Genomic DNA, 23136 nt, shown 5'->3' on the forward strand with positions numbered 1-23136 from the left:
AATAAAAGAAAAGTAAGCAGATTCTTTTTTCTCTAGCAATCATCTTGTATTATAACAATTTATCAATATAACTAATTGTTATATACCATAAATACCAAAATGTTCATTAAAACCATAATATTGAATATTTATTCGTATAAAATACAATAGAAAGCGTTCACATCTTATACAGTTAGGAGTGAATTGACATGTGGCGTAACCCTATAAAAGTACTATTCTTAAACTTATGTTTTTTAACCATCCTTATAGGCTGTCAACAGCAAACCTATCCAACTGACAATGAGCAATTAAGTCATGAAGAACAAATTGTCATTCGTTTTTCACATGTTGTTGGTGAAAACACACCAAAAGGAATGGCAGCAATTAAATTTGCGGAGCTTATTAAGGAACGAAGTAATGGTCATGTAGAGATTCAAGTTTTTCCAAATGGTGTACTGTACAAGGATGGTGAGGAGATGAATGCTCTTTTAAGAGGAGATATTCAGATGATTGCCCCTGCCATTTCAAAAATTACTACGTTTGTACCCGAATGGTCTGTCATGGATTTACCTTATGCATTTAAAAATGCAAAAGAAGTTCATACATATGTTGAAAGCGAAGTTGGGCAATCATTAATGAAGAGATTAAATAAACACAATCTAATCTCGATGGGCATATGGGATAGTGGTTTTAAACAGTTAAGTAATAGTATTCGTCCCATCCAAAACTTAACTGATTTACAAGGCTTACGCATGAGAATAATGCCAAGTGATATTTTAGCCGAGCAATTTTCCATTGCCGGTGCCTATCCTAGACGAATCGATTTTAATACGGTCTTCCATCAACTACAAAAAGGCAATGTTGATGGGCAAGAAAATACGCTCACTAATATTACAAGCAAAAATCTACATTCACTTCAAGATTACTTAACTATTAGTAATCATGGCTATCTAGGCTATTTGTTATTAATGAACAATGAATTTTGGAATTCCCTCCCTAAAAATGTACAGGAGCTTTTGATTGATACTCTTGAGGAAGTACAAAAATGGGAGTGGCAACAAGCAGAGAATTTAAGTGCAGAAAGACTTCAGGAAATGGAAGCATGTCAATGCATACAAATTCATTATTTAACGGAGGAAGAAATAGAGGATTGGGAAAAAGCCTTTAAACCAGTATACGACTATTATACAGAAAATTATGGTTTTAAATATATTGAGGCACTTCCTAAAAATCAATTTCATTAACTAGGGTTTAAAAGGTTGCCCTTTTAACTATAAATATATATTTTAGGGGGATATAGAATGAAAAAATGGCTTTTCATGTCATTCATGGCTTTGCTTTTACTAGTACTTGCAGCTTGTGGTGGCGACAAAAAAGAACAAGCTTCTGCACCAGCAGCTGAGGGAGATGGTGGCTACACCAAAGAAAAACCTCTTGTTATTAAATTCTCGCATGTAACTTCAATTGATAGTGTTAAAGGTAAAGCAGCCGAGGCATTTGCAAAATTAGTAGAGGAAAAAACAGAGGGTAAAGTGAAAGTTGAGGTTTATCCATCCTCGCAACTTTATGGAGATAACGATGAATTAGATGCCTTAGTATCAGGAAATGTGCATATGATTGCTCCTTCTGTAACGAAAATGGTAAAAATCGACCCTCGCTGGCAATACGTTGATATGCCATATCTTTTTGAAAATCAAGAGCATGCTCGTAAGTTCTTTAATTCAGATGTTGCAAAATTAATTTTAGAATCTGAACAACTAGCAGCTAACGACATTAAAGGTCTCGTGTTCTGGGAAAATGGCTTTAAACACTTTTCCAATAACAAACACCCACTTGTGACAGTGGACGATTTTAAAGGACTAAAATTCAGAGCACAAGCAGGTAAAGTTTTAGAATCGCAGTTTAAGGCTTTAAATGCAGGTTCTGCGACAATTGCATTTGGTGAAACGTATGCTGCCTTACAACAAGGAACAGTAGATGGACAAGAAAACACATTTAATAACTTTGATACTCAAAAATATCAAGAAGTTCAAAAGTACTTCTCCGTATCTGAACATGGTCGTCTAGACTATGCCATCTTTGTAAACAAAACATTTTGGGAAAAAATACCTTCAGAGCTATTGACAGCAGTTGAAGAATCATTAAATGAGGCAACAACGTTAGCTTGGGATTTAGCTGCGGAAGAAAACGAAAAATCATTCGAAAACATTAAAAATTCTGGCATCGAAGTCATTGAGCTATCAGATGCTGAAAAAGAAGCCATCAAAAAACAACTGGAACCAGTTTATGAAGAGTTTACTGATGTTATCACAGAAGAACTCATTAATGGTATTCGTGATTTAAAATAAACAGAGTTCTTAAAAAACTTACTATTCCAACAATTAGTTGATGTAAGGAATAGAAAATCGTAACAACTTCTAGGGTATTCTTTGTTAGGAAGTTGCACTGTAGTAGATGATTTATCGTCAATATCAATAATTTTATTAGTATATCGCTTACTTAAAAACGGGTGCTAAGAAGCTCACTTCAAACTGCAACATTTACAGTGGGAATAAAAGCATCCGTTTTTAACTTTAAATAAAGGAGGTAAAAACATGAAGGCCGTTTATAAAATATGGGGCTACTTAGAAGAAATTCTTGCAGGAATTTTTTTCGTAGCAGGTGTTGTACTCATTTTTTATGGGGTTATTATGCGCTACATATTCAATGAGCCACAAGCATGGGTAGAGGAATTAGCACGCTATTCTATAATTTGGGGTACATTTTTGGGGTTTGGCTTAGCTCTTCGCCACAATCAGCATATACAGGTGGATATTCTATATGACAAGTTAAAGCCATCGAAAAAACGTCTATTAGATTTAGTAGCAACAGGCTTGAGCATCGCCTTTTGCTTAATTTACACGTACTATGGTTTTGTTTTAGTGGAAAATCGCTATACATCTGGTATGGTTTCACTTGATATCGGGATTCCAATGTGGATTGTATATTTAGTCCTACCTCTTTCAGGTATTTTATTTTTACTAAGATTCGTAGAACGATTAGTTAATATTCTACGAGGAAAGGATGAAGAATATGCTAATCCTCTTACTTAGTTTCTTTTTGCTATTATTTCTACGAGTACCTGTTGCTATTAGCTTAGCACTATCAACAATTCTAGTGTTCTTCCAAATAGATTTTAATATGAATATGATTCCACAGCGCATTTTTACTGCATTAGATTCCTTCCCTATGATGGCCATCCCAGGATTCGTGCTAGCTGGCGTATTAATGGCGCGCGGTGGGATATCAAAATATTTAATTGAAGCTTTACGTGCATGGATTGGTCACCTGCCAGGTGGTCTTGCAGTTGTTACAATTGTTGCCTGTGCTATTTTTGCCGCTATTTCAGGCTCTTCACCTGCCACAGCAGCAGCAATTGGCTCTATTATGATCCCTGCAATGATTTCAGCAGGCTATAAAAAACGTTATTCGATGGGACTTGTTGCAGCAGGTGGTACATTAGGAATTTTAATTCCACCGAGTGTTCCATTAATTATTTATGGTATCACCTCGGAGCAATCAATTGGTGAATTATTTATGGCTGGGGTTCTTCCTGGATTAGCTTTAACAGGAATTTTAATTATTGCTGCCATCTTTTATGCGAAACGCAATGGATTTAATGGAGATCAACCAGCTTCTTGGGAAGAACGTGGGCGTAAATCTTTAAAAGCCATTTGGGGAGCATTTTTACCTTTTTTAATTTTAGGAACAATCTATTCAGGAGTTGTGACACCAACTGAATCAGCGGTGATTGCAGTTTTTTATGGCCTTATTGTATCCTTGTTTATCTATCGTGAAATGAAGCTAAAGGATTTCCGCGAAGTATTAGTAGAATCTATTAATATTACCGCTATGATTTTCTTAATAATAGGTGCCGCTTCGTTATTTGGGCTTTATTTAACAAATGCACAAGTACCACAACAAGTGGGCGCATGGATTGCTGAAAGCGATTTAAATAAGTGGATTTTTATGATCATTGTCAATATTTTGTTCTTTATTATGGGTATGTTCTTAGAAGCTGTCTCTATTATTTTAATCACTTTACCAATATTATTGCCAATTCTTGCACACTTCGATATCAATCTATTACACTTTGCCATTATTATGACGATTAATATGGAATTAGGTATGATCACACCACCAGTTGGATTGAATCTCTTTGTGGTAAGTGGGATAGCAAAAGAAAAACTTGGGGAAGTGGTAAAAGGCGTTATACCGTTTATCATTTTAATGATTATCTTCTTAGCACTTGTTGTCTTAATCCCACAACTTTCTCTCTGGTTACCAGAGCAAATGAAATAAGGCATTAAGATGGGTATAAATACAAAGGGTTATTCAATAAGAGATCGCTCTTTTTGGACAATTTTCATTAGTTTGGGCGGGGCTTCGGTTTTTGTCTTTGCTGCAATGTATTCTGTTCAGCCCCTGCTCCCCTTCTTTACAGAGCAATTTCATATTTCTGTATCCGTTGCAAGTCTATCCGTATCTATGACTACTCTATCAGTAATTGTTGGATTAATCGTGCTAGGTTTTTTATCAGATCGATATGGAAGAGCATTATTCATTCATTTATCCATAGTCTTTACCATCATACCATTTTTCTTCATGCCACTAACTGATTCTTTTTCTACTATTATTTTATTACGCTTTATTCAGGGCTTTGCTATTGCAGGTGTACCTGCAGCAGCACTTGCCTATCTTAGCGAAGAAATTGATCAACAATCAATGGGCTTTGCCACTGCATTGTATATTTCGTGTAATGCACTAGGCGGAACAATTGGTAGACTCATGGTGGGGTATATCACTGAATATTTTTCATGGAAAATGGCATTTGTTTCATTAGCCATTATGGGGTGCATCGTTATGGTAATTGTCTGGTGGATGCTACCTAAATCCAAAAATTTTTCGGTACAACAGCGTACGATTCAACAAGATTTACAAGGCTTTTGTTTCCATTTGAAAAACCCTCAAATATTAATACTTTTTGGATTAGGAGTTATTTTACAATTATCCTTTGCTGGGGTTTGGTCATTTATTCCCTATTACTTAACAGCGCCTCCTTTTCTATTATCTTTACAAAGCATTTCTTTTATTTTTTTAGCCTATGGTTTAGGTATTATTGGTTCGCCTATTGCTAATGCACTTGCAGGAAAAGTTGGATTAAATACCATTCGAACATTTGGAGTTTGTTTATTAACTGTGGGAATACTTTTTACATTAAGCAAGTCACTTTTCATTATTGTAATTGGACTTTGTCTAGCATGTTTAGGTTTTTTTACTGCTCATGCATTAACTTCTTCATTGGTAAGTCGGCTAGCTCTTTCTCAAAAAGGAAGTGCCTCTAGTCTATATCTGGTCGCTTATTACCTTGGGGTGGCCTCTGGAAGCACAATATTAAGCCCTGTTTGGTCATTATTTCAATGGCATGGTATCGTAATCATTACTGCTTTTCTGCCAATAACATACCTATTTATTTTAAATTCGCTACAGAAACAGAAAAAAAGAGATGTACTCAAAAAATGAGCATCTCTTTTTTTGCTAATTCATTGTTTTTTTACAAGTACAATTGCTTTCATTTCTTTATAATATATGCACAGTAAAATTCCTACTAAAATTAATAAAAAGCCATATAATTGAACACTTGTAGGGAATTGTTTTAAAAATACCGCACTCAATAGCATGGCTATAGCTGGCTCAAAGTTTAACAACAGTGACGCATTTGTTGAGCCGACCTCCTTCATTTTTTGATTCCATATTAAATTGCTTACCCCGTGGATAATAATCGCTGATAAAATGAGCAAAAACCAGTAGGGCATTGCAACTTGCCAATTCGTCTGCGGCAAAATAGTAAATGAAAACGGCACGAGCACCAGTAAACCTATTAAATTTGTATAGAACGTAATCGACTGGGCTGACATTTTCTGACTAAGATGATTGACAATAATGAGGAACAAAGCAAAGCTTAGCATTGTAATTAAGCTCAACACTTCACCCACACCGATTGAAATGGTGATAAGTGCCCCTTTGGTAATGATGAGGCCAACACCAACAAATGAAAGTATCGCACCTAGCCAAAATATGCCGTTCCGTGATTCATGATAGATCATTTTATTCAGTAGAGATGTAACAATCGGTGCACAGGCTAATATTAAAGCGGCAGTGATAGGAGAAGTGTGCTGGAGACTAGCATAAAAGCTATAGTGATTAATGGAAACGCCTAGTATTCCTGCAAGGATCAATAACAATAAATCATTTCTTGTAAATGTTGTTCGGAAAATTATTTTCCAACTAATACTTCCTAAAAACAGAACAATGACAATCAATCTAAAAATGGAGACTGTTAAAGGATCCCAATGGTCAATTAAAATAGAGCCAATAATGAAGTTACTAGCCCAAAAAAATACACAGCTAAATAAAATCATATAGATTGTTAGTTGTTTCATATTTTATCACACCCGCAAATAAAGAGATTTCTACATAAGTAATGGCAAATCTACTTTCCTTTATTCATCTTTTCTATTAAAACATAAGTATAGCAAACTAGAAGATTTCTAGTTTGCTATGTTATCTAAATAAGGGGGATTTAGATTTATACTTTGTTGATAAACTTACCTTTTGACATAACCACTCGGTTGGATGGTTTACGTGCAATAACTTCAGCGCTTGAAACTGCGTCAAAGAATACAAAACTTGCTTCATCTTTCACATTAGGCCAAGCCTTTTGACCATTTGCATCCAATGGTGTGATACCATTTGTAATATATTTTAATGTTTGTCGAATCGAACGTTCGTCAAGTTTACGAGAAATGTCTGCAAAAGTAGTCGCTTTTTCTAAAATATCTCCTGAGCCATTAGGACTCCAAGAATCATAAAAGCCGTCACAACCAAAGTGGACATCCACGCCGCGCTCTGCTAGTAATTCAATTGGTGGAATTAATCGTCGCAAATCAAATGGCACCGTTGACATTATTTTTACTTGTTGTTGTGCTAAACGATCTGCAATTTTATGCTGCTCCATGACTGATACATCACCAAGTGAAAAGGCATGACTTATCGCCGTTCTCCCCTGATATTTGGCATCCTCCACGATATCTATCCATTTATCGATTGTGTAATACCCAACATGGCCACCATCATGTAAATGAATATCGACATCAACATTAAATTCCTGTGCAATATCCATCACTTCATAAAGAGAAGGCTCAATCGAGTTATCGATGCCAGCTGGATCTAGGCCGCCAATCATCGTCGCTCCATTGCGTAAAGCTTCACGCAATAATTTAGGGACATCATCTCTTAATAGACCATGCTGTGGAAAGGCAATGACTTCGGATGTCACGACATCTTTATAATCGTCCAATGCCGCTAGTACACCTTCTAAATTTTTTAATCCAATGTATGGATCAATATTGACATGTGTACGAATATGATTCGCACCATTCTTAAGGATTTTTTCAATCATTGCAGTCGCACGTTGTTTACCTGTTGTAGCTAGAACGGATAGCTCTTGTGCTTCACGATCAAGTCGTTCCTTTAAATTCTTTACGGGCACACAAGCCTTCCAAGGTAAAGATAAGTAAGTTTTATCTAAATGATTATGCATTTCCTTAAAGGCAGGTAATAGCAGCTTCCCTTTCATATCTGTGACTTCGCTTGGAGACTCGATTGCGTCTGTTGCGGGTACAATTTGCGAAATGAAGCCATCTGTAATTTCAAGGTGAAAAAGCTCCACTTTCGTTCCAACTGTATCATTTTCCTTTAGATATTCTCCTGTTTCAAGTAGAACATTTGTCAGCCAGTGCTTCATCTGAATTCTCCTTTCAACTCTCCTACATCCTGTTGGTGTATCATTTTACCTCGTGAAATGACGGTAGTAATTGGACATCTTCTTGCTATCACATGGGCAGTGCTCACACCATCCACTAACAGCATATTAGCTTTATCACCAACTTGAGGCCAAACCCGTTCTCCAGCATCATTCATTGGTGTGATACCACCAGAAGCGTATTTCCAAGCTCGACTTAATGAATATTCATCAATAAAGCGGAATCTCTCCGCCATGACATTTAATTTCATAATCGTATTACCAGTACCATATGGTGACCAATGATCTGTTAAGCTATCATGTCCTACAGATACCTTGACACCATTGTTATAAAGATAAGGAATTGGTATCGTCGAACGATTCAAATCGATTGGGACAGTTGTCGTAACATCCATTTGTACCTCAGCCATCGCTTGAACTAAATTTTCTAAGCGTGACTGTTCTAAATCAGCAAGTGCCATCGCATGGCTAATTGTGACTTGTCCTTCTTTTTTCGCTTGTTTCGTTAACTCAATCAGCTTATAAAATTCAAATTCGCCTAGTGTGTTCGCCGTGTGAATATGAATATCTATCCCTGCATTATAGTCTTGGGCAATACCTATCGTTGTTTGCAATGACTTTTCGATATTGCGATCTACAATGGATGGGTCAACGCCACCAACAAGCGTTGCTCCCATTACCATTGCCTCACGGAGCAGTCCCTCTACATTGGAGCGTAATAAGCCATGCTGTGGGAAGGCCACAATATCATAGGTAATTTGATCTCGATAGTTTGCTAAAACCTCTTTTGTCATTTCAATATGCTTTGTCCCAATTTGTGGGTCGACATTACAATGGGAACGAATATGTGTATGCCCTTGTGAAATGAGCCACTTCACCATTTCCTCAGCTCGATAAGCAGCTGTCGGCAATTGTTTAGGTAGTAGTGTTCTTTCTTCTTCAATGCGTGTTAAAATCCCTTTAGTAATGGGCCTTGGTGCCTGCCATTCTCCGCCGAAATAAGTTTTATCGATATGAATATGCATCTCTCGGAATGAAGGGACTAATAGTTGCTGTTGTGCATCTATTACTTCTACATCTCCATCAGCCACTATATCCTTATCTACTTGTTGAACATACCCATCCTCGATTAGAACATCATAAATACCTGTACGAGTAGCAACAATGTGTTCATTTTCGCGCTCATATGCTTCTTCTAATCTCACATTTTTCAGCAATAGTTTACTCATAGTTTCCTCCTAATTGGTATTTTTTCGTCTATCACCAAATTTGATTATTCTACAATTTCAACGCCACTGATCATCGTGTAGTTAGATGCATCTAACCAGAAACCTTTTACAGCATTGCTGTAAACTGCTAAATGCTCATAGTTACGCACTGGAATATAGACAGCCTCGTCTAACTCGATTTGCATGGCTTCTTTGTAGATTTCATTACGTGCCTCTTGGTTTGCTTCAGAACGTCCTTGCTCAATTAGCTTATCTACTTCTGGATTTGAATAGTAGAAATGGTTTCCTGGAGGTCCCATAGAAGCAGTGTGGAATAGATTGTATTGGTTATAATCAGCATCACCCGTTGCATTACCCCAGCCACTAATAAAGATTTGGTGCTGCTCTTTCGTAATTTCAGAAATAAATGCACCATACTCCATTACTTGAATATCTACATCTAATCCGATTCCTTTTAATTGAGATTGAATAACCTCCGCCATGTTGATACGCTCTTTACGATCACTTGTCAGTAATTTAACTTTTGTTCCCTCTTGAACACCAGCTTCTTTTAACAATTCTTTTGCCTTCACTACATCATAGTCATACGGTTTCGTTTCACTAGAATATCCAATAATTTTTGGACTCATTGCAGAATTTGCAAGTGTTCCTACATTATCATAAATACCGCTAATAATTGCTTCACGGTCAACAGCATAGCTAATAGCTTGACGTACTTTTACATCTGATAATAACGCATCTTTCACGTTGAATCCGATAAATTCTACTGCTAGTCCTTCTGCACGGAATAAATTCATCGTTGAAGAATTATCAATACGATCAATCTCTGTTACAGGTACTTGTTCAGCAATATGTGCTTCTCCACTTTCAATCATTGCTAGACGAGTAGAATCCTCTGGTACAACTTTAAATGTTACTTTATCTACTTTCGGTACAGTTCCCCAATAGTCTTTATTCGAAGTTAAAGTAATTTCTTGACCTGATTTCCAAGTTTCAAATACAAATGGGCCTGTTCCTACTGGATGAGTTGCTAATTCGTCCGCTGCTTCAGCAATCGCTTTTGGGCTCATCATACTCCCCTCTTGACTAGCTAAAATAGATAGAAGCGGAGCATATGGTTCTTTTAATTTCAACGTTACAACATATTCATCATCTACCACTACTTCACTAATCATAGATAATTTATCACGCTGTGGTGATCCAGTTGCAGGATCTAGAATTCGGTCAAATGTCGCTTTTACAGCCTCTGCATTAAAACCTGCTCCATCATGGAATTTAATGCCTTCATTCAATGTAAATGTCCAAGTGACTTCATCTTTTTGCTCCCACTCTTTTGCAAGTAATGGAACAATTTTACGATCTCTATCAAAAGCGACAAGTGTTTCATATACCTTGCCATGAATAATATTTGCTGATGGAATATCTGTAATAAAGTGAGGATCAAGACTTGTCGCATCTGCTGCTCTTAGAACAACTAATTCTCCTCCTACGCTTTTTGATCCCTCTTTGGAACCTTCTGTACTATTATTGCTAGCAGTAGAGCAGGCTTGCAGAATAAGTACAGTCATTAGTGCCATGAATAAAAAGAACTTCATTTTCTTCATCAACATTTCCTCCTTGTGTGATTTGTTCCTTACATTTCGAATTATAAAGAAATAAAATTCACTTGTTTTTTAATATTTTTACGTGTTTTTTAAATTTTCTGACTAATAAGCCATAAAATATTTACATTCTTTACGCTTTTCACTAAATTGAAATCAACTCAAATAGAAAAGGAGTATTCGATATGAATAAAGTAGCAACTACTATTGATCGTTCTGTTTTAGTGAATGCACGCAAGGCATCTAGAAAAAAGAATCTTGTTTCTTTCCTAAACAAAATCAAAAAAAATAAAGCAGCTGTCGCAGGAGGCATCATCATTCTTCTATATATATTGATGTTTCTTATCGGGCCCATTTTAGCCCCCTACGATCCCTACGACGTACAATTAGATCAAAAATTACAAGGGCCAAGCGTTGACCATCTAATGGGAACGGATGACAAAGGGCGAGATATTTTAAGTCGAATTTTATATGGATCCCGTTTATCAATCGGTGTTGGTATTTCAGCTGTTTTATTCGGTGGTACAATCGGCACTTTCTTAGGTCTTATTGCTGGCTATTATGGCAGATGGGTTGATTCTATTATTAGTCGAATTTTAGATATCATGCTTGCCTTCCCTGGTATTTTGCTAGCTTTAGCGATTGTCAGTGCATTGGGACCAAGCCTTATCAATGTCACAATTGCTGTTGGGTTTTTCTCTATTCCCATGTTTGCTCGTATAGTACGTGGTTCAACAATGGAAGTTAAAAAATTAGAATATATCGATGCTGTCAAAACACTTGGAGCGAATGATATGACGATTTTAATTAAGCATATTTTTCCAAATATTTTATCACCTATTATTGTACAAGCATCTATGCGCTTAGCAACCGCTATTCTATCTGCTGCAGGTCTATCATTCTTAGGTTTAGGTGCTCAGCCACCATCTCCTGAATGGGGTGCCATGCTTTCTAACGGACGAGATTTCCTATTTACCGCTCCTTATATGGCGCTATTCCCAGGTATTATGATTTCTATACTTGTATTAGGCTTTAACTTATTTGGTGACGGTTTACGCGATGCACTCGATCCAAGAATGAAAAATTAAAGGAGAGAAGACACATGACATTATTTATCTTAAAACGACTAGCTCAAATTATTCCTGTGACACTTGGTGTAACGCTTGTTGTTTTTCTAATTATGCAGATGATTCCTGGAGACCCAGCGATTATTTTAGCAGGAGAAGGAGCTTCTCAAGAAACAGTGGCAGAATTACGTGAAAATTTAGGGCTCAATAAACCATTAGCAGTTCAATATACAGACTATATTAAAAATCTTCTACAAGGAGATATGGGTAACTCTTTGAAAAATAATCAACCAGTATTCGAGGAAATTACCTCCCGATTACCAATTACAATAGAGCTAGCCTTTTATAGTATTTTAATCACCATTGTTCTAGGGCTTATTGCGGGTATTATCTCCGCTATCCGTCCTTATTCATTGATGGATATAGGATTAATGGTTGTCGCTTTATTAGGGATTTCCCTTCCAAGCTTCTGGTTAGGAATTTTATTAATGTATGTATTCTCTGTACAGTTACACTGGCTTCCTGTAGCAGGCTGGGATAGTGCCAAACATATTATTCTACCAGCTGTCACACTTGGTGCTGGTGGAGCTGCCATCGTCGCTCGTATGACTCGCTCTAGTATGTTAGAGGTTGTAAACCAAGACTATATACGAACAGCGAAAGCAAAAGGCTTAAAAGGATACATCATCATTTTAAAGCACGCATTACGCAATGCCTTGATTCCGGTTATTACAGTAGTAGGCTTACAGTTTGGTAGTTTACTTGGCGGAACAGTTTTAGTTGAATCTGTTTTCGCTGTAAACGGATTAGGACGAATGATTGTAGATGCCATTCGAACACGTGATATACCAGTCGTACAAGGTGGCGTTCTTGTTGCCTCATTAATATTTGTTTTCATTAATCTTTTTGTAGACATATTGTACCGATTCTTTAATAAACGGATGGATTTAAACTAAGGAGGGGAAAAACGGATGAAACAAGAAACCGTGTTGGAAGTAAAACATTTACAAACCTATTTTTATTCGAGTGAAGGGGTTGCCAAAGCTGTAGATGGGGTATCCTTTACGCTTCAAAAAGGAGAAACACTGGGCATTGTTGGTGAATCTGGTTGTGGGAAATCCATGACTTCCTTGTCATTACTTCGTTTAGTACCATCGCCTCCGGGTAAAATTATTAATGGCGAAATTTTATTAAATAATACAGACATTTTGAAGCTCTCAGATGAAGAGCTACGTAAAATTCGAGGCAATAAAATCTCGATGATTTTCCAAGAGCCTATGACAAGCTTAAATCCTGTGTTATCCGTTGGAGAGCAAATAGCTGAATCCATTCGATTGCACCAAGGCTTATCACGTAAAGAAGCATGGCAAAAGGCTGTCGATATGATTCGCCTAGTTGGAATTCCTGCACCCGAAAAAAGAGCGAAGCAGGAGCCTTATCAGTTAAGTGGTGGGATGCGACAGCGCATTATGATTGCCATGGCACTAGCGTGTACACCAGATGTGTTAATTGCTGACGAACCGACGACTGCTCTAGATGTAACCATTCAAGCTCAAATTATTGATATTATTCAAAACCTGCAAAAACAACTAGGCATGAGCATTATCTTCATTACCCATGACCTTGGTGTTGTAGCAGAAATCTGCGATAAGATTGCTGTTATGTATGCGGGACAGGTTGTAGAAGAAGGCACAACAGAAAGTCTTTTTGAAAAACCGCTACACCCTTATACAAATGGATTAATTCAATCATTACCGAAGCTATATGAAGACCAAGAAGAATTATCTACTATTCACGGAACTGTCCCAAGTCCCTATAATTATCCAATTGGCTGCCGTTATGCAGAACGTTGCCCTTTTGCTACGGATTTATGTCGTGAACAACAGCCTGAGCTTTTGACTGTTGAGCAAGGTAAAAAGGTAAGATGCTGGATGTACAGTAATGAATGGCAAGGAGACACACTTATGAAGGAGCTGACAGTATGACAACAGCGCAACACACACAACCACTATTACAAGTAAATGATTTAAAGCAGCATTTTTTCTTAAAAAAGAAAAGCTCTTCGGTCCACAGCAGGTTGTAAAAGCTGTGGATGGGGTGTCTTTCGACATCATGCCTGGTGAGACGCTCAGTATTGTAGGAGAATCTGGCTGCGGAAAATCAACAACTGGTCGTTCTATTTTAAGATTAGATGAGCCTACTGCTGGAGAGGTATTATTATTCGGTAAAAATTTAGTGAATATGAACAAAAAAGAGCTTCGTGCTGCACGCAAGGACATTCAAATTATTTTCCAAGATCCCTATGCGTCCCTTAACCCACGAAGAACCATTCGTAAAATGTTAACAGAGGCCATGTCTATTCAAAAAATTGTACCACCTGAGCATCAAGAAGCACGCATGATTGAATTAATGTCTCTTGTCGGGTTACGTCCTGAATACTTAGAGCGTTATCCACATGAATTTTCGGGTGGTCAGCGTCAGCGGATTGGTATTGCCAGAGCCCTTGCTGTTAATCCTAAAATTATTATTTGTGATGAGTCTGTTTCTGCCCTAGATGTTTCCATTCAAGCTCAAATACTAAATTTACTAAAACAACTACAAAGAGATTTAGATTTAACCTTTTTATTTATCTCACACGATTTAAGTGTTGTTCGACATATTTCAGACCGTATTATGGTGATGTATCTTGGAAAGGTCGTAGAAATTGCTGATAAGCATTCCCTTTTTACTCAGCCACATCATCCTTATACAAAAGCACTGTTTTCTTCTATACCTGTTATTGATAAGCAGTATCGTAAGGAGCGTATTATTTTAAAAGGTGACTTACCATCACCTCTTAGTCCCCCTACTGGCTGTAGCTTTCACACACGTTGCCCATTCGCGACGGATAAATGTAAAGCAGAAGTGCCAGCACTACGAGAGATCACTGCAACACATAAGGTAGCTTGCCATTTCGCAGAAAATTTAGTTTAATGTATCTTACACTTACAAAATAAACGGAGAGGTCATTATGTTACAACCAGAAACCTTCAACATATATATTCTCCTATGTGTAATTGCTCCAATTATTGGAGCTTTTCTGCTTACTTTTATATTTATTTTCGAAAAGCAAATCGATAGCCTTGAGGAGGAAAAAAGAAATTTAGAGCTTGAGCAGGATTTACAAAGAGCAAATATTCTCCAGTTGAATCAGCAAATACAGCCACATTTCTTTTTTAATGCATTAAATTCATTATTAAGCCTAGCTCGCATCAATCGGAAGGAAGATTTGGTTGCGGGCATTGAGGCTTTGGCAACATTTTTTAAATTTAAATACAATAATCATGAGGTGTTAATTGCGTTAAAGAACGAGATACAATTTGTCGATAGTTATTTAAATATTCAACAATTGCGATTTGGCCATCGTTTGACTGTAAATAAATATGTTGATGATAAAGCACTATCCGTCCAAATACCACCTTTTATTCTGCAGACCATTATTGAAAATGCATATAAACATAGCTTTGAAAAACATATAGGACCTGCAGAGCTATCCATTATAATCAAAAAAATGGATAATAGCTTATTAATTGAAATTAAAAATACACAGCCATTAGAAAAAATAGAAATGACTACTGAACAGGTAGTAGACGAACTGCAGCAAGGTTATGGTCTCGAAAATATTAGAAAACGGCTTGAGCTTATCTATGGGCTAGAAAATATTTTATTCTCGATACAAAACAATGAACAGCATTACACCGTTACAATCCATGTTCCTGCTTAGGCATTCTATCAACTGGAAGGAGAAAGGAGAATCTCACCATGAATATTTTAATCGCAGATGATGAGCCATTAGAGCTTGAGCAAATGATTTATTTATTAAAGCCACATTTTCCAAATTGGACCTTCCATACTGCCCAAGATGCCTCACAAGCTCTGCAATTAGCTAAAAAGCACCGTATGACTATCGCCTTTTTGGATATTCAAATGCCTGGGAAAGATGGAATCACGTTGAGCAAGGAATTAAAAGCGCTTTATGAGGTAGACATCATCATGGTAACAGCTTATCAAACGTTTGAATATGCCCAACAAGCATTGCGGATCGGAGTAAAGGATTATCTTACAAAACCAGTCATTGCAAGTGAATTAGATGCGATTGTGGAGAAATATAAGGTGTGGAGTTCTAACCATGATGCGATCCAAAGCGCACTTTCCTATATTCATGAAAACTATTATGAAAAACTGAGTCTCAATATTATTGCTGAAAAAATTCATTTGAATCCTAGCTATTTAAGTAGGAAATTTTTGGAGGAGCAGTCTATTGGCATTAATGAATATATTAATAATTATCGCCTAGAAATGGCTGTAAAGAAAATCAATGAAAATCTAGACACAAGTATGTCTGCGATTGCTGAGAGCTGTGGTTTTAATAGTCAGCACTATTTTAGTGTTGCGTTTAAGAAAAAATATAATCAATCACCACGTCAATATAAATCCTCTAAAATGAGTAAAGGTCTTTAGATAGTATGTTAAGGAAGTTTTCATTGCTTGTTCCATTTGGAAGTTTAAGCACAGCAGCAGGAGTCATTATTCTTTTAGCGAGATGGATTAATGGTAATTTATTATTGTCCTCTCCTTCAGCCCTTATTTCTTTTGGTTTTATGGCGGGCATTTGTTATACATTAGCAACAGCTATTTCGTTTATCATACTTGGCTCATTGTTGAATAAGAGCGATTACACAAAAAATCAGCATACACAAAGTTTTTTGCTCTTTACCATACAGCGTAAATTGTGTGGAATGAATTTAAAGGTTATACGTCTATTTTACCTGCTAACAGGTATTGAACTTTGGCTTATTCAATTAATAAGCATTAGTGTATTGTCTGAAATTATGTTAAATATTCCAGTACCTATTACACTTTTTTTCTTTTTAATCGGCATCTTACTTCTTGACCGCATCATGTCAGTGAAAAGTATACTATGGTTGGAAATTTTATTTATTATTGCTCTTTTTTCATTACTTATTTTTATCCCTATTTATTACTTTGTATTAAATGGGGCAAGCACCGTATATGAGGGTATTCGCTTATATCACCCTTATTTATTTTATTTTAAAAATAGCGAAATTCTGCTGTTCTATGTCATTATTCAACTAGCTGTTTTAGGACAAGTATTTTTTGATAAATCAACATGGTATTTAATTGCCTTTATAAAACCTAAAAAAGTACGTCGCAGTCTGTTTTCCTCAGGTGTAATTTTAGCGTTATTAACGCTATCATTTACTGCGATTTTAATGATTGCCCTATACAGCGGATCATTTGGCCAATTCCAAGTACTGATTTTTACGTTTTTATATGAAGTGCAACCAGGCTTTCTTACATTTGCTTTTCTCGTCATTGTCCTATTAGCCATTGTCACAACCTTGCTTGTGGACATGCGGGCAACGAAACGTTTTTTTGTGACCAAAAGACCCTATTATTTCTATTTGATTGGCCTGATGATTATTTTATTCACCTGTTTCTTATCTATCGATTTAACGATTTTAGGTGTTATTTATTCTTTTGCCTTCCTGCACATTACCATGCTACCGTTTGTGTTAATCCTTTTATTTACGAATCGTCATGTTCATAAGCATAGTTGGCTTGTCATCCTGCTTTCCATCATCATTGGAATTGGTGTTGGTTTAAGCTTTAATACGCTTTACGGATTAGCTGCAAGCTTTATGATCTCGAGTATTTATCAATTAATGCTTCAGACAGAAACGATAGAAAAAAATACCTGAACTCGAGATTATTCGGGTTCAGGTTTATACTTTATTTAACTGATATAAAATAAGAATAGAATTAGTGATAGCAAGCCAACAATGGCCGAACTAATGGAAACATAATGTCTTTTTTCCTCTCGACCATAGTAATAGTCAATAAAAATAGAGCTGAAAAGGCTGACAGCTAAATATCCTCCAATGATAACAGTAAATAAAATCCATCCTTTTATTATGATCACCATGAGCATCATGGTATTCAAAATTTTAATAGCCCAAACAGCACGTCTATGCCGACTATTGACATATTCCTTTGGTATGTTAAATTTTTTCCTCATTAGTTTATCGACAAGCATTTGGATAGCTATGAGAAAAACTAGCATAACGATTAAACCTGACATTCCCAATTTAGCATCTTCTTTGAGAGCAAGATCTAAATAAGCCTTTGCCAGCTCTTTATTATCTACTTTATAAAATGAATTGTTGTCATAATCAACAATTCCGATATCCTCCTCGTTTATGAACATTTTCAGCTTCATAACCTGCCCTTTTTCAAACTCTACCCAGACATCACGTTGTAATCTAAAAAAGGTACGCTCATTCATTTGTTTCATTGTAGCTTGCTGTAATAGTTGATGTAATAACTCTTTTTCTGAACTTTGCTCCATTACTCGTTGTCCAATGACCCACCCAGGTCTTCCAGCCTTAAAGATCTCCTCATCTGAATTATAAATCATTGTATATTTTTTTATTGATTGCTGCTGTGCTAACTGAACAATTGAAGCATGTTGCTTTTGCTCTATCTGCCCTAATGGACCGATTTCTATTATCAATAGAAACATGACAATCGTGCCTATGATGATCAAGGGATATGTCCAGCGTCTTGTTTTTTTTGTTTTCCGCACTTGCCGTAAAATATCCTCCTGTAAGGATTGTGTAAATCGTGGTGCTTCACCAAGTTCTTGATCCAATTTCTCTTTAAAAGTTGTCATCCATTAACACCTCCCACTCACTATTCACTAATTTTTCCTGTAACATTTTCCTTGCTCGATGCAATCTGGTTTTAACTGTATTTTCTGCACATGTAAGAATATCTGCAATTTCTCTAACCTTTAATTCCTGATAATAATAAAGAATGACGACTTCTCTATAAGTAATAGGCAACTCAAATAAAGCATTTGTTAAGTTTGACCGTTCATGCTGTGCTAATAGCAGCGTTTCTGGTGTTCGTTTACTTGCACCAATATGCAATTTTTCAAACAGTTGATGGCGTTTATTTTTCCAGCTTCGTAAATAATCATGACTTTTATGTACAGTTATTTTAACTAAATAGGTCTTTAGAGATGCTCTATGTTCAAAGCGATCCCGCTGCCGATAATAAGAAAAAAAGACATCCTGGACTATTTCTTCTGCCATCGCCCAATCCTTTACATAAAGATAAGCCACACGTAAGCAATATTCTCCGTGTTCTTTCATAATGGCCACTAAATGCTCACTCATCCAAACACCTCCTATAAACATTCACCCTATAGTCGTAATCCGAACTTAGTTGGTTTCAAAAAAATCGAAAAAGTTTCGTTAACATGAGAGTCATAAAAAGAAAAAATCCTCACACAATAAGAGGGTATTTTTTATGAAATATCCTACATTTTTTAGACTGAATTTATTTGTATGCCATGTTACATACTTTTTTTCTATTATCTATTGAATAACTAGCAAAAAAACTGTTATAGTGAGATTGTTTGTCTGACGTCTGACTAATTAAGATCTTTTAGCTGTTCTTCTGAAATTGGAACATCAGGACAAAAAATCACAGATACTTATGGAGGAACTTATGAGATACTTAATTTCCCTTTGTGGATTGTTACTTGTTTTTGCCTTAGCTTTATTAATGAGTAAAAACAAAAAAGAAATAAAATATAAATATATAGCGATTATGTTGATCATCCAATTTTTATTGGCAGCTTTACTCCTTAATACAACAGTTGGCTATGTGCTAATTAAAGGAATCACCAAAGTATTTGATCACTTATTGTCCTATGCAAATGCGGGCATATCATTTGTTTTTGGTGGCTTAGCAAATGAAGGAGAATCACCCTTCTTTTTAGCAGTTTTATTACCGATCGTCTTTATATCTGTTCTGATTGGGATCTTGCAGCATTTTAAAATTCTTCCCTTTCTAATGAAATGGGTAGGCTTATTTTTAAGTAAAGTAAGTGGTATGGGGAAGTTGGAATCCTATAATGCTGTTGCTTCTGCTATGGTAGGCCAATCAGAAGTGTTCATAACTGTTAAAAAGCAATTAGATAAGATTGCACCTCAACGAATGTATACATTATGCGCATCTGCTATGTCGACTGTTTCGATGTCAGTAGTGGGAGCTTATATGACGATGATTGAGCCAAAGTATGTTGTTACAGCCATTGTATTAAACCTGTTTGGTGGATTTATTATTGTTTCCATCATTAATCCATATACTGTGGATGAAAAAGAAGATATCTTAACAATTGAAGATGAACAGAAGCAAGCGTTCTTTCAAATGATTGGCGAATATATTATGGATGGCTTTAAAGTAGCCATCATTGTTGGGGCGATGCTTATTGGTTTCGTAGCATTAATGGATTTAATCAATTCATTATTCGATATGATTATCGGTATATCTTTCCAAGAAATATTAGGCTATATCTTTGCGCCAATCGCTTTCCTAATGGGTATCCCATGGGCAGATGCTGTGGCTGCTGGCGGTATTATGGCAACCAAATTAGTAACAAACGAATTTGTTGCTATGATTAACCTTGGCGATGTTGCCGAGTCCATGAGTGAACGTACATTAGGTATTATTTCTGTATTCCTCGTATCTTTTGCCAACTTTTCATCAATCGGGATTATTTCAGGAGCTGTAAAAGGTTTGAATGAAAGGCAAGGGAATGTCGTTGCTCGATTTGGTTTAAAGTTGTTGTACGGCGCTACACTCGTAAGTATCCTAACAGCTATTATTGTGGGATTGATTATTTAAATTGTATCAGGAACTATTTATTGAACTGCACTCAGTTAGAGGGGTGCAGTCCTTTTTTATTGCTTAGGGTTACTCCAAATTAAAAAATGTACATTACTAAAATTGAATTTAGTAATGTACATTTTTACTTTATATCTCTTTATTTTACGACAATATTGACAAGTTTGCCTGGAATAACGATGATTTTCACTAAGCTCTTTCCTACCATGTATTCTTGAACCTTTTCATCGGCAAGTGCTACTTTTTCAATATCCTCTTTTGAAGCATCTTTTGCTACGACGATCTTAGCACGTACTTTACCAGCAACTTGTACTGCAATTTCTACTTCATCATCCACAAGCTTTGCTTCATCATATGTTGGCCATTGCTCATATGAAAGTGTTGAATCGTGTCCTAATAACTGCCATAGTTCTTCTGCAATATGCGGAGCGATTGGAGCTAGCATTTTCACAAAGCCTTCAGCATAAGTCGTTGGAATCACATCAGCTTTATAGCAATCATTAATAAAGACCATCATTTGTGAAATAGCTGTGTTAAAGCGAATGCCTTCATAATCCTCTGTCACTTTTTTCACTGTTTGGTGGTATGATTTTTCAAGTGATTGATCGTTAGACACTTGGATTTTTGCTGAAATTGCGCCATCTTCTTCATTGACAAATAGACGCCAGATACGGTCTAAGAAGCGGCGTGCTCCATCTAAACCATTTGTCGACCATGCAACAGAAGCCTCAAGTGGGCCCATGAACATTTCATATAAACGTAATGTATCGGCACCATGTGACGTAATGATTTCATCTGGGTTGACAACATTACCCTTAGATTTAGACATTTTCTCGTTACCTTCACCTAGAATCATTCCCTGGTTAAATAATTTTTGGAATGGCTCTTTTGTATGAACAACGCCTAAATCATAGAGAACTTTATGCCAGAAGCGAGCGTATAGTAAATGCAATACAGCATGCTCCGCACCACCAATATAAATATCCACTGGTAACCAACGTTTTAGTAACTCTGGGTCTGCAATCGCCTCTGTATTTGTAGGGTCGATATAGCGTAGGAAGTACCAGCTCGAACCTGCCCACTGCGGCATTGTATTTGTTTCACGACGCCCTTTTTTACCTGTCTCTGGGTCGACAACATTTACCCATTCATCAATATTTGCTAATGGTGATTCACCAGTACCTGATGGACGGATATTATCTGTTTTTGGTAGCATTAATGGTAATTCTGATTCTAGAACTGGCGTTATCGTGCCATCTTCCCAATGAATCATTGGAATTGGTTCACCCCAATAACGCTGACGGGAGAATAACCAGTCACGTAGACGATAAGAAATTTTCTTCTCCCCTACACCTTTTTCCGCTAACCATTCAATGGCTTTCGCAATGCCATCTGCTTTATTTAAGCCATTCAGGAATTCAGAGTTAATATGTTGACCATCACCTGTAAATGCTTCTTTGCTAATGTCTCCACCTTCAAGGACAGGAACGATGTCTAAGCCAAATTCAGTTGCAAATTCATAGTCACGCTCATCATGTGCTGGCACCGCCATAATAGCACCTGTACCATAAGACACTAACACATAGTCAGCAATCCAAATTGGCACTTTTTTACCGTTAATCGGATTCACTGCATAAGCACCTGTAAATACGCCTGTTTTTTCTTTCGCTAAATCTGTACGCTCTAGGTCAGATTTCATTTTAACTTTCTCTAAATAAGCCTCAACAGCTTGGCGTTGGTCAGCTGTTGTAATTTGTTCCACTAATTTATGCTCTGGTGCAAGCACACAGTATGTAGCACCAAACAATGTATCAGGACGTGTTGTGAAAACTGTGAAGTTTTGATCTGAACCGTCAATGGCAAATGTCACTTCTGCCCCTTCTGAACGGCCAATCCAATTGCGTTGCATATCTTTAATAGATTCAGGCCAATCAACTTCTTCTAAGTCATCGATTAAACGGTCAGCATAGGCTGTAATTTTAAGCATCCACTGCTTCATTGGTCGGCGCTCTACTGGATGACCACCACGCTCTGATTTCCCATCAATTACTTCTTCGTTAGCTAATACCGTACCAAGTGCTGGACACCAGTTAACAGCTACTTCATCCACATAAGCTAAACCTTTCTTATAAAGCTGGATAAAAATCCATTGTGTCCATTTATAATACTCTGGATCAGTTGTGTTAATTTCGCGATCCCAATCATAGCTGAAGCCTAGCTCTTGAATTTGTCGTTTAAATGTCGCAATATTTTTAGCTGTAAATTCAGCTGGATCATTCCCTGTATCAAGTGCATATTGCTCAGCCGGTAAACCAAAAGCATCCCAGCCCATTGGATGAAGTACATTATAGCCTTGCATACGTTTAAAGCGTGATAGAATATCAGTTGCCGTATACCCCTCTGGATGGCCTACATGAAGTCCTGCGCCAGATGGATAAGGGAACATATCTAATGCATAAAATTTAGGCTTCGCTGTTTCATTTTCAGTTTTAAATGTTTTGTTATCAGCCCAATATTGCTGCCACTTTTTTTCAATTTGTTCATGATTAAAACTCATTTTTTTCCTCCTTCGATTGATCGTGCTGCTCTCCATCATAATTGACAAAATATTTAAAAAATAAAAAAACTCGCCCCTTTCT

At 36.7% G+C, this 23136-nt stretch carries 19 protein-coding genes and 1 pseudogene; 13 read left to right on the forward strand and 7 right to left on the reverse strand.

Going from position 1 to position 23136, the window contains the following annotated elements; genetic code table 11:
- Window positions 1–188 precede the first annotated feature (188 nt).
- The 5 genes from NP781_RS16355 to NP781_RS16375 all read left to right on the forward strand — a co-directional run bounded on the left by NP781_RS16355 (window position 189) and on the right by NP781_RS16375 (window position 5541).
- Window positions 189–1223 carry a DctP family TRAP transporter solute-binding subunit gene (locus NP781_RS16355; protein ID WP_257520372.1) on the forward strand — a complete coding sequence of 345 codons (1035 nt, stop codon included), beginning with the start codon at window positions 189–191 and terminating at the stop codon, window positions 1221–1223.
- Window positions 1224–1280: 57 nt separating this feature from the next.
- Window positions 1281–2327: a DctP family TRAP transporter solute-binding subunit gene (locus tag NP781_RS16360; RefSeq protein WP_221681037.1), complete on the forward strand. Its 1047-nt coding sequence runs from the start codon at window positions 1281–1283 to the stop codon at window positions 2325–2327.
- 246 nt (window positions 2328–2573) lie between these two features.
- Window positions 2574–3071, forward strand: a complete 498-nt coding sequence (locus NP781_RS16365; protein ID WP_048391136.1) for a TRAP transporter small permease — start codon at window positions 2574–2576, stop codon at window positions 3069–3071.
- On the forward strand, window positions 3052–4320 hold the full coding sequence (locus NP781_RS16370) for a TRAP transporter large permease (RefSeq protein WP_004226042.1): 1269 nt from the start codon (window positions 3052–3054) through the stop codon (window positions 4318–4320). The genes NP781_RS16365 and NP781_RS16370 overlap by 20 nt, the downstream gene beginning before the upstream one ends.
- A 9-nt stretch (window positions 4321–4329) precedes the next feature.
- Window positions 4330–5541, forward strand: a complete 1212-nt coding sequence (locus NP781_RS16375; protein ID WP_257520373.1) for an MFS transporter — start codon at window positions 4330–4332, stop codon at window positions 5539–5541.
- A 20-nt stretch (window positions 5542–5561) separates the two neighbouring features.
- On the opposite strand, the gene NP781_RS16380 is transcribed toward NP781_RS16375, so the two are convergent.
- The 4 genes from NP781_RS16380 to NP781_RS16395 all read right to left on the reverse strand — a co-directional run bounded on the left by NP781_RS16380 (window position 5562) and on the right by NP781_RS16395 (window position 10676).
- Window positions 5562–6461: a DMT family transporter gene (locus NP781_RS16380; RefSeq protein WP_257520374.1), complete on the reverse strand. Its 900-nt coding sequence runs from the start codon at window positions 6459–6461 to the stop codon at window positions 5562–5564.
- A gap of 146 nt (window positions 6462–6607) precedes the next feature.
- The gene (locus tag NP781_RS16385) at window positions 6608–7825 is read right to left on the reverse strand and encodes an amidohydrolase (protein ID WP_221681040.1); all 1218 of its coding nucleotides are present in this window, start codon (window positions 7823–7825) and stop codon (window positions 6608–6610) included.
- Window positions 7822–9072, reverse strand: coding sequence for an amidohydrolase family protein (locus NP781_RS16390; RefSeq protein WP_257520375.1), 1251 nt, complete (start codon window positions 9070–9072; stop codon window positions 7822–7824). The genes NP781_RS16385 and NP781_RS16390 overlap by 4 nt, the downstream gene beginning before the upstream one ends.
- Before the next feature lie 44 nt (window positions 9073–9116).
- Window positions 9117–10676: a glutathione ABC transporter substrate-binding protein gene (locus tag NP781_RS16395; protein ID WP_257520376.1), complete on the reverse strand. Its 1560-nt coding sequence runs from the start codon at window positions 10674–10676 to the stop codon at window positions 9117–9119.
- 182 nt (window positions 10677–10858) lie between these two features.
- Here NP781_RS16395 and NP781_RS16400 point away from each other — a divergent pair, with 182 nt between their 5' ends.
- The 7 genes and pseudogenes from NP781_RS16400 (at window position 10859) to NP781_RS16430 (ending at window position 17502) form a co-directional block, all read left to right on the forward strand.
- Window positions 10859–11761: an ABC transporter permease gene (locus NP781_RS16400; RefSeq protein WP_257520377.1), complete on the forward strand. Its 903-nt coding sequence runs from the start codon at window positions 10859–10861 to the stop codon at window positions 11759–11761.
- A 14-nt stretch (window positions 11762–11775) separates the two neighbouring features.
- Window positions 11776–12696 (forward strand): nickel ABC transporter permease, encoded by a 921-nt coding sequence (gene nikB, locus NP781_RS16405; protein WP_257520378.1) that lies wholly within the window; start codon window positions 11776–11778, stop codon window positions 12694–12696.
- A gap of 15 nt (window positions 12697–12711) precedes the next feature.
- Entirely contained in the window at window positions 12712–13725 is a 1014-nt protein-coding gene (locus NP781_RS16410) for an ABC transporter ATP-binding protein (RefSeq protein WP_257520379.1), read from the forward strand.
- Window positions 13722–14713: pseudogene (locus tag NP781_RS16415) on the forward strand (ABC transporter ATP-binding protein). The gene NP781_RS16410 and the pseudogene NP781_RS16415 overlap by 4 nt, the downstream one beginning before the upstream one ends.
- A gap of 37 nt (window positions 14714–14750) precedes the next feature.
- Window positions 14751–15503: a sensor histidine kinase gene (locus NP781_RS16420; protein WP_257520380.1), complete on the forward strand. Its 753-nt coding sequence runs from the start codon at window positions 14751–14753 to the stop codon at window positions 15501–15503.
- A gap of 38 nt (window positions 15504–15541) precedes the next feature.
- Window positions 15542–16240 carry a response regulator transcription factor gene (locus NP781_RS16425; RefSeq protein WP_004226027.1) on the forward strand — a complete coding sequence of 233 codons (699 nt, stop codon included), beginning with the start codon at window positions 15542–15544 and terminating at the stop codon, window positions 16238–16240.
- 23 nt (window positions 16241–16263) lie between these two features.
- Window positions 16264–17502 carry a permease gene (locus tag NP781_RS16430; RefSeq protein WP_257520381.1) on the forward strand — a complete coding sequence of 413 codons (1239 nt, stop codon included), beginning with the start codon at window positions 16264–16266 and terminating at the stop codon, window positions 17500–17502.
- Window positions 17503–17537: 35 nt separating this feature from the next.
- Here NP781_RS16430 and NP781_RS16435 read toward each other — a convergent pair whose 3' ends face one another.
- Both NP781_RS16435 and NP781_RS16440 read right to left on the reverse strand, forming a co-directional pair.
- Window positions 17538–18473 carry a DUF4181 domain-containing protein gene (locus NP781_RS16435; RefSeq protein WP_257520383.1) on the reverse strand — a complete coding sequence of 312 codons (936 nt, stop codon included), beginning with the start codon at window positions 18471–18473 and terminating at the stop codon, window positions 17538–17540.
- On the reverse strand, window positions 18460–18981 hold the full coding sequence (locus tag NP781_RS16440) for a sigma-70 family RNA polymerase sigma factor (protein WP_257520384.1): 522 nt from the start codon (window positions 18979–18981) through the stop codon (window positions 18460–18462). Before NP781_RS16440 ends, NP781_RS16435 begins: the two co-directional genes overlap by 14 nt.
- A gap of 334 nt (window positions 18982–19315) precedes the next feature.
- Between NP781_RS16440 and NP781_RS16445 the strand changes: the two genes are divergently transcribed.
- On the forward strand, window positions 19316–20497 hold the full coding sequence (locus NP781_RS16445; RefSeq protein ID WP_305068589.1) for a NupC/NupG family nucleoside CNT transporter: 1182 nt from the start codon (window positions 19316–19318) through the stop codon (window positions 20495–20497).
- Between the two features lie 139 nt (window positions 20498–20636).
- On the opposite strand, the gene leuS is transcribed toward NP781_RS16445, so the two are convergent.
- Window positions 20637–23054, reverse strand: coding sequence for a leucine--tRNA ligase (gene leuS / locus NP781_RS16450; RefSeq protein WP_257520385.1), 2418 nt, complete (start codon window positions 23052–23054; stop codon window positions 20637–20639).
- Between the last annotated feature and the right edge of the window lie 82 nt (window positions 23055–23136).

Origin of the sequence: Lysinibacillus sp. FN11 (assembly GCF_024628845.1) — a bacterium.
Lineage (GTDB): Bacteria > Bacillota > Bacilli > Bacillales_A > Planococcaceae > Lysinibacillus > Lysinibacillus capsici.